Origin of the sequence: Streptomyces sp. NPDC002265 (genome assembly GCF_040296125.1) — a bacterium.
Classification (GTDB): domain Bacteria; phylum Actinomycetota; class Actinomycetes; order Streptomycetales; family Streptomycetaceae; genus Streptomyces.
This window is the reverse complement of sequence record NZ_JBEOWS010000356.1, coordinates 1-9,827: the sequence shown is the minus strand read 5'-3', so window position 1 is coordinate 9,827 and position 9,827 is coordinate 1. Positions and strand designations below refer to the sequence as shown.

At 74.5% G+C, this 9,827-nt stretch carries 8 protein-coding genes; 5 read left to right on the top strand and 3 right to left on the bottom strand.

Annotated features, from left to right (window positions below):
• Nucleotides 1-87: 87 nt before the first annotated feature.
• Nucleotides 88-1,173 (bottom strand): beta-glucuronidase AbsR1, encoded by a 1,086-nt coding sequence (gene absR1, locus ABT085_RS38660; protein ID WP_351619288.1) that lies wholly within the window; start codon nt 1,171-1,173, stop codon nt 88-90.
• A 94-nt stretch (nt 1,174-1,267) separates the two neighbouring features.
• On the opposite strand from absR1, the gene ABT085_RS38655 reads away from it, so the two are divergent.
• Complete coding sequence (locus ABT085_RS38655) at nt 1,268-3,166, top strand: LuxR family transcriptional regulator AbsR2 (RefSeq protein WP_351619285.1); 1,899 nt, start codon at nt 1,268-1,270, stop codon at nt 3,164-3,166.
• Nucleotides 3,167-3,196: 30 nt separating this feature from the next.
• Here the strand turns inward: ABT085_RS38655 and ABT085_RS38650 are convergent, their stop codons facing one another.
• On the bottom strand, nt 3,197-5,764 hold the full coding sequence (locus ABT085_RS38650; RefSeq protein ID WP_351619291.1) for a CHAT domain-containing protein: 2,568 nt from the start codon (nt 5,762-5,764) through the stop codon (nt 3,197-3,199).
• A 155-nt stretch (nt 5,765-5,919) separates the two neighbouring features.
• On the opposite strand from ABT085_RS38650, the gene ABT085_RS38645 reads away from it, so the two are divergent.
• Genes ABT085_RS38645 through ABT085_RS38635 form a run of 3 tightly spaced genes read left to right on the top strand, consistent with a single transcriptional unit; the run spans nt 5,920 to nt 8,545 of the window.
• Entirely contained in the window at nt 5,920-7,356 is a 1,437-nt protein-coding gene (locus ABT085_RS38645) for a S8/S53 family peptidase (RefSeq protein WP_351619282.1), read from the top strand.
• A gap of 35 nt (nt 7,357-7,391) precedes the next feature.
• Complete coding sequence (locus tag ABT085_RS38640) at nt 7,392-7,991, top strand: RNA polymerase sigma factor (protein ID WP_351619277.1); 600 nt, start codon at nt 7,392-7,394, stop codon at nt 7,989-7,991.
• 11 nt (nt 7,992-8,002) lie between these two features.
• Nucleotides 8,003-8,545 carry a hypothetical protein gene (locus ABT085_RS38635; protein WP_351619272.1) on the top strand — a complete coding sequence of 181 codons (543 nt, stop codon included), beginning with the start codon at nt 8,003-8,005 and terminating at the stop codon, nt 8,543-8,545.
• Nucleotides 8,546-8,597: 52 nt separating this feature from the next.
• Here the strand turns inward: ABT085_RS38635 and ABT085_RS38630 are convergent, their stop codons facing one another.
• On the bottom strand, nt 8,598-9,395 hold the full coding sequence (locus ABT085_RS38630) for an N-formylglutamate amidohydrolase (protein WP_351619268.1): 798 nt from the start codon (nt 9,393-9,395) through the stop codon (nt 8,598-8,600).
• A gap of 80 nt (nt 9,396-9,475) precedes the next feature.
• Between ABT085_RS38630 and ABT085_RS38625 the strand changes: the two genes are divergently transcribed.
• Nucleotides 9,476-9,817, top strand: coding sequence for a DUF5713 family protein (locus tag ABT085_RS38625; protein ID WP_351619265.1), 342 nt, complete (start codon nt 9,476-9,478; stop codon nt 9,815-9,817).
• The last annotated feature ends 10 nt before the right edge of the window (nt 9,818-9,827 follow it).

Genomic DNA, 9,827 nt, shown 5'->3' with positions numbered 1-9,827 from the left:
TCTCCCTCCCCCGAAGGCGACGTCACCGGCCCTTTTCCCCCGGCGCCGGACCGTGGTCCGTGTGCCCGGGTCAGGCCGGCCCTGTGCTCACCAGCACATGACCGCCGTCTCGCCCGACCCCCGGACGGAGTACAGGCGGACCCGGACGAAATAGCGGCGGCCCCTGACCAGACGGGCCCTGACCGTCGCGTTGTGCGGGGTGCCCCCGTCGTCCCGGCCGGCGAGGAAGCGGGGCTCCCCGTCCCGTTCCTCGAACACCACGACGACGGTGTCGCTGTCGCCGAACGTGCCCACCGAGTACGTACGCGTCTCCGCCGGCTCGACGGTGAAGTCGGCCTGCTCGCCCGGGCCCAGCCGCAGCGGCGCCGAGCGGAACGGCACCAGCGCGGCCGGCCGGTCCGGACCGGCCGGCGGATACCAGCGGAGCACGAACTCCTTGTCGAGGGGAGAGAGGCCACCGGGCGGGTTCAGCCCGCCGCGGAACTGCTCGGGCTCCAGGACCAGCCCCGAGGCGAACGGGAACTCCATGATCGACAGCGGGTCCCAGACCGAGCCGTTGGCCTCGGCCGGGTCCAGCTTGCGCAGGATGTTGACGTCCGTGGTCTCCCGGCTCCAGAAGTTCGGCGGGCCCGCCAGATCGGCGTACACGGCCTCGTCGTCCCAGTGGAGACCGGCGAACGGGCTCTGGTGCTCGTGCACCATGCCCAGCGCGTGCCCGATCTCGTGCAGTGCCGTCGGACGCTCCCCGGGCACGGTGAGATCCCAGCCGAAGTTCATGGTGCGCTCGTTGAGGCCGACCCGCAGCGCGTCCTTGCCCACGGCCGACCAGGATCCGTCGCCGAGCTGGAAGCCGATCCGCAGCTCGGCCTCCGAGCGGTCGCCGACCTCGACGAAGGACACACCGATACCGAGGTCCTGCCACTCCCGGAAGCACTCGCGCACCAGGTCCCGCTGTTCCTTGCCGCCGACCCACGACACCCACCGGGTCCCGCCGCTGCCCGGCAGGGCGATCGGGGACCCGTCGGCGTCGCCGTCGAAGAAGTAGTAGTGCACGACCGTGCCGTTGACCCACATCGACCGCCCGCCCACGAGCGCGCCGAGCCGCTCGGCGGTCAGCCCCGCCGGGAAGGCGGCTGCCGACTGCTGCGCGAGGGAGCAGTAGCGAGCGGTCATGGGCACAGCCTGCCGCGGACCGTTCCCACACACCTGAGTCACGGTCTACTCAAGTCGCCCTGTATCAGGGGTGAGTATCCCCGCTCATACCCTCGTGACGACTTTCGAACGGGACGCGAACACCCTCGGACTGCCCTGGCCGTTCACCGGACGCGAGGACGAACTGGAGCTGGTCAGAAGGTCCTTGGCCGCCGGGCGCCCCGGCATCGTGGTGACCGGCACGGCGGGCTGCGGCAAGACCCGGCTCGCCGCCGAGGCCGTACGGGGGACCGGCTGCGTCCACGTTGCCGGCACCCCCGAGACCCGCGACCTGCCGCTGGCCGCCTTCGCGCCGCTGCTCCCGGACACCGTCTCCCTGCACCGAGCCGTCCGGCTCCTGTCCGGCACCCGGCTGTTGATGGTCGACGACGCCCACCTGCTGGACGACGTGTCGGCCGCCCTGGTCCACCACCTGGCCGTGCACGGCCGCACCCGGCTGCTGGTCGTCGCCACCGACGGCGCCCCCGTGCCCGGCGCGGTGAGCCGGCTGTGGACCGGCGAACTGCTGCCCCGCCTCGCGCTGACGCCACTGCCCCCCGAGGAGAGCGCACGACTGCTGGAGGCGGGGGCCGCAGGTCCGCTCGACCCGCTCACCGTCGACCGGCTGCACCGCCTGTCCCGGGGCGATCTGCGACTGCTGCGCGAACTGCTCGGCGCACTGCACGCACAGGGAGCCCTCACCCCGCACCCGGACACCGGCGAGCGCGCCTGGCGCGGCCCGGTACCGGTCACCGCCGCCGTCCGCGAACGCACCGCCCCGCTCCTGCAACGCCCCTGCCCCGACGAGCGCGAGACCCTGGACCGCCTCGCCTTCGCCGAGCCCCTCCCGCTGCCCGCCGACACCTTCGACCTGCGCATCCTCGAACGCCTGGAGTCCGACGGCCTGATCGAGACCGACGACCTCCCCGAGGGCACGCACGCCGCCCGGCCCGCGGCGACCGCGCACGCCGCCCGGCCCGCGCACGCCGTCCGCCTCGCCCACCCGCTGCACGGCCCGGTGCTGCGGGCCGCGGCCGGCCGGCTGCGGGCGGGGCGGCTGGCCCGGACCCCGCAGGAACGGGCACACGCCCTGGAGAGCGAGTCGGCCGCGCTGGAACACCGCATCGCCCACGCGGACGTACGGGACCTGCCGGCCCCCGTGGGGGAGTGGCTGGTGGCGGAGGGCGCACCGCTGCCGCCCGGCCACGCGGCCCTACGAGCCCGGTTCTGCCGGCTGCGCGGACGGCTGCGCGAGGCCGGAGCCTGGGCCAGGGAAGGCCTGCGCAGCACGCCGGACGACACCGCCTGCCGCCGCGAACTGGCCCTGGCCGCAGCCCAGTCGGGCGATGTCACGACCGCGAGCGAGGCCGCCGCCGACCAGGCGTCGCAGGCGTGGCTGGCGGCCGCCCGCGGAGACCTCACCGCCGCACTGAAGGCCCTGCGTGACATGTCGGGGGACCGTGACCCGTACGCCCGCTACGAGGCCGTCCGGCTCGGCGCACCGGCCGAGGCCGCCGGCCGCCTGCCCGCCGACGGGGTGCTCGCCGCCCACGCCAGAGCCCTCGCGCACGGCGACGCGCCCGCCCTGGACCGCGCGGCCCGGGCCCTGGAACAACGCGGTTTCCTGCTCTTCGCGGCGGAGGCGCACGCCCAGGCCGCCCGGGTCCACCGTGCCCCCGGCGCCGCCCGCACCTCACGCACCCGCGCCGCCGCACTCGCCCGGCGCTGCCAGGGCGCCCGCACCCCGGCCCTGTCGGGACTGGCCCTGGGCGAACTCACCGCCCGGCAGCGGCAGATCGTCACCCTCGCCGCGGCGGGCCTGAGCAACCGCGAGATCGCCGAGCAGCTCACCCTGTCGATCCGCACCGTCGGCAACCATCTCTACGGTGCCTACGCCCGCCTCGGCGCCGGCGACCGCGAGGCACTGCCGTGGCTCGTCACGGACGGCCGGCAGCCGCAGCCCCGCTCGGCCTGAACCCCGAACAGGCCACCGAACCGGCGGTGTTCAGGCGGCACCGAACGCGGTGAACGCCCACCCCGTGGCCTGGTGCACCGCGTCACCGGGCAGCGCCGTGCGCGCGTCGCGCAGGGCCTCGGCCAGGCTCAGGCCGGTGCTGAGGCCCTTGTGCAGGGCGAGCATCAGCGGCACCACCGCGGCATCGTTGACCGGCGCGCTGCTCGCCACCACCCCGGCCGTGCCCAGCGGCAGCAGAGCGGTGACCAGGCCGAGGAGTTCGTCGGCGCCGACCGAGGCGAACCGGGCGGTGTCGCAGCTGGAGAGGATGATCCGGTACGGGCTGCGGTCCAGACGCTCGAAGTCGTGCACGATGAGCGGGCCGTCGGCCATCCGCAGCGACGAGAACAGCGCGGAGTCCGCCCGGAAGGTGCCGTGCGCCGCGATGTGCGCCAGCGCGGCACCGTCCAGCTCCTCCAGCACCCGCGGCACCCGCGCGTCGGCGTGCTCCAGCACGACCGGTGTCCCGTACCGGTCGACCAGTTCGGGCACCTCGGCGCCGCCGGTGGCCAGCCCCGGACCCCGCACCAGCACATGACGGCCGCCCGGCGGCGGTGCGGTCTCCCGGGCCCGCAGCCAGCTGCTCGCCGACGGCGACACGTTCAGCACCCGCTCGCGCAGCGACGGCAGCAACGCCCACGGCACCCGGTGCAGCCGGCCCGGCGGCACGACCACCACCGGCCCGCTGCCCAGCTGCCCGGCGGCCGGCCCGAACAGCAGCTCCTCCAGCCGGGCACCGGCCGCCTCCACCACCGGCAGCCGGCCCTCCGCCCCCGGATGCGCCAGCCGCCGCAGCCCCGCCTGGATGTACTCGGCCTCCCGCTCCGCGTCCACCAGCAGCCCGGCCGCCCAGCGCCGCACCCGGCCCCGGGCGCACAGCAGCACATGCACCCGCCCGTCCACCACCGCGAGTTCGAGCAGCCGTACGTCGTCGCCCAGCCGTCGCAGCAGCCGGTCCGGGTCGAACCGGTCGCCGCCGCCGGGGTCCGCCCCGCGGATGTGCAGGGTCCGCGAGCGCACCTCACGCTCCAGCCGTCGCTGCTCCCGCTCCAGGGCGGGCACCGGGCGCCCGTCCCGGCGCGCCTCCTCGGCCCGCGCCGCGATCTCGCGGTAGGCGGTCATCCCGCTCAGCAGCGCCGGATCGGCCGGCGGACGGGTGGGCGGCGCCGACAGCACCGTGGCCCGCCAGCGCTCGCTCCACTCCAGCAGCCGCCGCGGTCCGCCCCGGGCCAGGCTCGCCTGCTGCGCGAGCGCCGCCAGCTCCGCGCCCTGCTCGGTGGCACGGGCCCGCAACTCCGAGGCGCCCAGCGTCATCCGGTGGTCGTCGAGCACGTCCAGGCCACGCCGGCAGGCCTCCAGCACCCCCCGCCCTGAACCGGCCGCGCGGGCGCTCAGCGCCTGCGCCGCCCAGCCCGTCACCCGCGCCAGCGGCGGCCCGCTGTGCCGGCCGCGCGCCGCGACGGCCAGATGCCGTTCGGCGTCCGCCGTCCAGCCCAGACCGAGCGCGATCCGGCCCGCCAGCAACGACGCCTCCGGCGCGGCCGGCGCGCCGAAGGCGGCCAGCCGGTCCGCCACCGCCGCCGCGTCCGCGACCAGCCGGCCCGAACCGCGCCCGGCGGCCACCCGCGCCTCGATCAGCACCAGCCGGGCGTGCGTCTCCCACCAGCCGCGCCGCTGCGCCGCGAACAGCCGTACGGCCAGGTCCGCGCGGGCGATCGCGGTGTGCGGATCGCCCGAGAGACGGGCGGCCCGGGCCGCCCCGAGCAGCAGCTCCGCCTTGCGGGTGGACTGCCCGCCGATCCCGTCCAGCACCCCGATCGCCGCGTCCGCCTCGGCCAGCGCCTCCGGCGCCAGCCCGGCGGCCATCAGCACCTCGCAGCGCCGGATGTTGAGCATGAACGTCGGGGTGCCGAGCTTCGCGTACCGCTCCTCGGCCTCGTCCAGGAGCCGCAGCGCGACGGGCACGTCCCCGGAGCGGAACGCGGCCAGACCCCGGCTCTCCACCGCGTCGGCCTTGTCGTGCTCCTGGCCGGTGGTGTCCCACAGCGCCTCGGCGGCGGTGAAGTCGGCCTCCGCCCGCTCCACCGCGCCCAGCGCCAGATGCACGGTGGCGCGCAGGGTCAGTGCGCGTGCCGTCCAGATGACGTCGTCCGCCTGCCGCAGCACGGGGATCGCCTTGCGTACGTCCTCCAGTGCCTCACGATGATGACCCAGTACCCACCAGGCGTAGGCCCGCCGGTACAGCACCCGGGCCCGGGTGTGTCCGCTGCCGCGGCCCACCCCCCGCTCGAAGGCGGCCAGACCCTGCCGGGTACGGCCCGCGTGCACGAGCGCGACCCCGAGCGTGCCCAGCACGTCCGCCTCCCGCTCGGCCGACTCCGCACGCGCCGCCAGGTCCCGGGCCCGCCGCAGATGCCGCAGGGCGATCCGCATGTCGCCCCAGTCCCGCTGCCAGATGCCGATCACCTGGTGGGCGACTGAGGCGTGCAGCGGCGGCGGATCGGTGCCGAGTACTCCCTCCGCCCGTGCCACCGCGTCGTTGGGAGCGGCGAACACCATGGGCAGCAGTTCGAGAACCGAGTCGCTTGCCGCTGTCACGCAACGGATGGTAGTGCTCCGCAGCCCGGCGAACCATGGAACGGCGCTTTGACGCTGTATCAATCAACGACCGTACGACTCTGATTGAAGACCACCGCCTCTGTGGGAGGACACGCATGGCACCGCAGCGATTCCACGAGCAGTTCGACCAGATCCAGCGCTCGATCCCCGATGTCCCCCTCGCGATGGGGCCGGACGACTCCGCCGAGTTCATCTACGAGAAGGGTGTCGTGCTCGCCCGCGACGGCGAGGAGGCGCGCCTCGTCGAGGACACCGTGCGCACGCACTTCACCGACACCACCGGTCTCGTCGCCGACCATGTGCGCCGCGCGGGCCCGGACACCAACCGCTCCGGCATCACCCGGATCCAGGTCGGCGACCCCGGACACGGCGACCGGCGCGCCGACCGCGCCGTCGCGGGCGCCCTGCGCGCCCTGCGCGAGGCGGAGGGCCGCGCGGGCCGCCGGCTGGTCAGCCGCAACCACGTGGTGTCCATCGCCGTCAACGCCTGCCCCGGCGACGAGCCCGTGCCCGCCCCGCTCACCCAGGCGCCCAACCCCGCACCGGCCGAGGCTGCGTACGACCAGGACAGCGCGGTCGGCGTGCTGGTCGTCGACACCGGCCTGATGCACGACCACCGGTCCTACCCGCTGCTCGCCCACACCGACGGCGACGCCCAGCTCCAGGAGACCGACGAGGAGGGCGTCCTCCAGCAGTACGTGGGCCACGGCACGTTCATCGCCGGCCTGGTCGCCGCGGTCGCGCCCAACACCGACGTCACCGTACGGAACACGCTCAACGACGCGGGCGCCATCCTGGAGTCCGACTTCGGCGACGCGCTCTTCGCGGCCGTCGACCGCAACGGCTGGCCCGACATCATCAGCCTCTCGGCCGGCACCAGCAACGGCCGCACCGACGGCCTGCTCGGCGTGGACGCCTTCATGCGCGAACTGCGCGACCAGCCAACCCTGTTGGTCGCGGCGGCCGGCAACAACTCCAGCGCCACCCCGTTCTGGCCCGCCGCCTACGCCTCGCTGCCCGAGTACGCGGACACCGTGCTGTCGGTCGGAGCGCTGCGCGGGGACGGCGAGTTCGGCGCCTGCTTCACCAACCACGGCTCCTGGGTGCAGGTCTACGCCCCCGGCGAGCGCCTCACCAGTTCCCTCACCGGCTTCGACGCCCCCGTCCCGTACGTGTACCGGCACTCCACGTACGACGCCTGCCGGTACGGCTTCACCTATGTCTGCACCTGCCAGTCGCCGCGCCACACCGGCCTGTTGAGCGAGGAGCGGGAGACCTCCACGGGCAAGGCCGACCAGGTGATGTTCGAGGGGTTCGCCCACTGGAGCGGCACCTCCTTCGCCACCCCGGTCGCCGCCGGACTGATCGCCTCCCACATGACCGCCCACAAGGAGACCGACCCGCGCGCGGCCCGCAGGCAGCTCCTCGCGGCGAACACCGGGTTCGCCGAGGTGCGCGGAGCACACGTACCGGCGCTGCGGCCGCCCACCTGGCGTCCGGTGCCGGTCGTGCAGCTCGCGCCTCCCGCATGAGGGCCGGAGCTGCCCCTTCCACGGCGTACGATGACATGCCGTACACGAGGGGTGGGGCCGTGGATCGTACAGATGTCGGCGCGCTCGTCCAGTCCGCCGTAGACGGTGACGCGGCGGCCTGGAAAGCGCTCGTGGAGGGGCTCAGCCCCCTGGTGTGGTCGGTGGTGCGCGCACACCGGCTCTCCGACGCCGACGGACACGAGGTCTACCAGACCGTGTGGTTCCGCTTCGCCCAGAACCTGGGGCGGATCCGGGAACCGCACAAGGCCGGTTCCTGGCTGGCGAGTACGACACGGCACGAGAGCCTGAAGGTCATCAAGAACTCGAAGCGGCTGATGCCGACCGACGATCCACAGCTGCTCGACCGGGTCAGCGAGGACCGTACGCCGGAGCAGTCCGTGCTCGACTCGGAGGAGGCCGCGGCCGAGAGCGAGCGCATCCGGCGTGTGTGGCAGGAGTTCGAGGAACTCGGCGAGCGCTGCAGGCAGTTGCTGCGCGTCCTGATGGCCGCGCAGCCACCCAGCTATCAGGAGGTGTCCGCGGCACTGGGCATCGCCGTCGGCAGCATCGGACCGCTGCGCCAGCGCTGTCTGCGCCGGCTGCGGGCCCGACTCGACGCACGGGGAGCGCTGTGAACATGGGCGACATGAGCGATATGAACGGCCTGGACCTGCCCGACTTCGACGAGGACGGGTTCGACGACGCCGAGCCGGACGAGGACGGGGACGACAGCCCGGCGGACGGGTTCGACGACGGGCCGGACTGCGACCGGCTGGAGGACGAACTCCGCCGTGCCGCCGCCGTCCTGGACCCGGTGCCCGCGGAGCTGTACCGGATCGCGGTGGAGGCGTACGCGCTGCACGACCTCGACGCCCGGATCGCCGAGCTGACCTTCGACTCGCTGACCGACGCCATTCCGGTCAGGGGAGTGTTGGACCCGCCGCGGATGCTGACGTTCCGCACGGGGGAGCTGAGCGTCGACGTGGAGGTGACCTCCGAGGGGCTGATGGGGCAGGTGCTGCCGCCGCAGGCGGCCCGTATCGAGGTGCTCAGCGGTCCGCGGACGGCCGCTCCGCTCACCGCGGACGACCTGGGCCGCTTCACCTGCGACGCGCCGCCCGCCGGTCCCTTCGCGCTGCGGCTGCGGACCGGCGCCGAGGTGGTCGTCACGGAGTGGCTGCGCGCCTGAGACCTCGCGTCCGGGACGGTCGGCCGCCACCCGCGGCCGGCCGTCCGGCCGGTCAGCGGGGGACGGCGTCGACCAGGGCGGCCAGCGCCTCGGCGAGCCGGGTCAGTCCCGGCCCCGCCGGGCCGCCCGGCTCGCTCATGTACGTGTCCCGGCGGATCTCCACCATCAGGGCGCTCACCCGGGCGTCCTTGCCGTAGAACTCCAGGGGTACGTACGTCCCGGCGAACGGGCTGTCCAGCCCCGTCTCCCCGCAGCCGGCGAAGGCCTCCCGCGCCGCGGACAGCAGGGCGGGCGGGGTGTGGAAGGGGTCGGTGCCCAGGCAGACCGCCGGCCGCGGGCCCTCGCCGTGCAGCTCGTAGGGGAGCGGCTCGGCCGGGTACGAGTGCACGTCGACGATCACCGCCCGCCCGGTCACCGCCAGCCGGTCCGCCACCGCCTCCGTCATGGCCCGCGCGTACGGCCGGAAGTAGCGCTCGATCAACGGCCGCGGGTCGGCTTCCTCGGCCCGCAGCGCCTCCCGGTGCGTGGTGCGGGTGTAGACCGCGCCCATGCCCACGGCGAGCATCTCCTCCCGCTCGTCGGGGAAGCGCTCCGGGTCGATCACCAGCCGGGAGAGCCGGTTGACGAACCGCCAGGGCGCCACGGCGGCCGACCGGGCCGCCTCGGCGGCGATCCGTGCGGTGTGCGCGTCGGTGATGTGGTCCAGCTCCCGCTCCAGCGCCGGGCCGTCGAGCAGGATCCGGGCGCGTACCGCGGGCGGTATCTCCCGCGCGGAGTGCGGCACATGCAGGATCACGGGCGATTCGTCGGCGCCGGGCAGCAGCTCGAAGGACGGTGCGGCGGGCGGCATACGGCGGCTCCAGGGCGTTGTCAGTGGCGTGGTGCACGATCAAGGTGTCACATCGAACGCCGCGAAGGACGGGCAGCAGCATGCCGATCGACAACCAGCAGGTGACCGCACATCCGTTTCTGCGCGGGCTGTACGGCGACGACTACTACCCGGATCACGTGGTGGACCTGGGCAGGGCGATCCTGCTGCGCCTGTGCGAGCGCATAGAGGCCGAGCGGCCCGCGGACCTGGACGCGCTCTACGTCCTGACCCAGGCCGCCACCGAGGAGTTCAACGACCTGCAGACGGCGTTCGAGGAGGCCGACAGCGATATCGAGACGGTGGCGCGCGAGGTGATCGCCGAGGACTTCTGGTTCGTCGCCCGCGCCTACGGCTTCCCGGACGCGGACGTCGAGGAACTCATCGGCACCCGGGACTGGTGACCCGCCGGGC

Bases quoted from the DNA above. Each gene is read 5' to 3' on its own strand.
- ABT085_RS38630 (WP_351619268.1), bottom strand. From the start codon at position 9,395: ATGCCGCCCGCCGCACCGTCCTTCGAGCTGCTGCCCGGCGCCGACGAA.
- ABT085_RS38640 (WP_351619277.1), top strand. From the start codon at position 7,392: ATGCCGTACACGAGGGGTGGGGCCGTGGATCGTACAGATGTCGGCGCG.
- ABT085_RS38625 (WP_351619265.1), top strand. From the start codon at position 9,476: ATGCCGATCGACAACCAGCAGGTGACCGCACATCCGTTTCTGCGCGGG.
- absR1 (WP_351619288.1), bottom strand. From the start codon at position 1,173: ATGACCGCTCGCTACTGCTCCCTCGCGCAGCAGTCGGCAGCCGCCTTC.
- ABT085_RS38635 (WP_351619272.1), top strand. From the start codon at position 8,003: ATGAGCGATATGAACGGCCTGGACCTGCCCGACTTCGACGAGGACGGG.
- ABT085_RS38650 (WP_351619291.1), bottom strand. From the start codon at position 5,764: ATGGTGTTCGCCGCTCCCAACGACGCGGTGGCACGGGCGGAGGGAGTA.
- ABT085_RS38645 (WP_351619282.1), top strand. From the start codon at position 5,920: ATGGCACCGCAGCGATTCCACGAGCAGTTCGACCAGATCCAGCGCTCG.